Genomic DNA, 469 nt, shown 5'->3' on the forward strand with positions numbered 1-469 from the left:
GTTTCTACAATTCCATGTCCATAGCCATTAGCCTTAACCACGGCAAATAATTCACTGTGTCCATCTAATCGACTAATCTCATTTTTTACATTATTTGTAATTGCCTCAGCATTAATAACTAGCTTGCTGGGACGATGTATCCCTACAACCATTTCAATTATCCCCCTCTAAAATTACCTGTGTTACAACATGGTGGTCAGAATGGGAAATTGACACATGTACGGTTCCACTAAACGGATGTTTAACAATCTTAGGTTTTCCAACCCCATCGTAATTAATTTCGATGTCTTGAAAATTAAGTTTTTTACCTAATCCTGTCCCGTAAGCTTTACTATATGATTCTTTAACCGAAAAGTGCCCTGCTAAAAATTCATACGCGCGTTGACCTTTCTTAGCTTCAAACTCATCAAATTCAGTAGGCGTCAAAACCTTTTGAATAAACGTTGCTGGATTGTGGAGAGTTTTAAAT

Annotated in this window: 2 protein-coding genes; both read right to left on the reverse strand. The window is 36.9% G+C overall.

The genetic code is table 11. From position 1 onward, the window contains the following. Positions 1-152, reverse strand: a 152-nt coding sequence (locus tag C1I98_RS46605) for an alanine racemase (protein WP_199537593.1), incomplete at its 3' end; no start/stop codon positions are given. A 1-nt stretch (position 153) separates the two neighbouring features. Next, positions 154-469: holo-ACP synthase (gene acpS, locus C1I98_RS46610; RefSeq protein WP_111172258.1), on the reverse strand; the 316-nt coding region annotated here is incomplete at its 5' end.

The sequence above is a fragment of the Spongiactinospora gelatinilytica genome, from assembly GCF_003236385.1.
GTDB lineage: Bacteria > Actinomycetota > Actinomycetes > Streptosporangiales > Streptosporangiaceae > Spongiactinospora > Spongiactinospora gelatinilytica.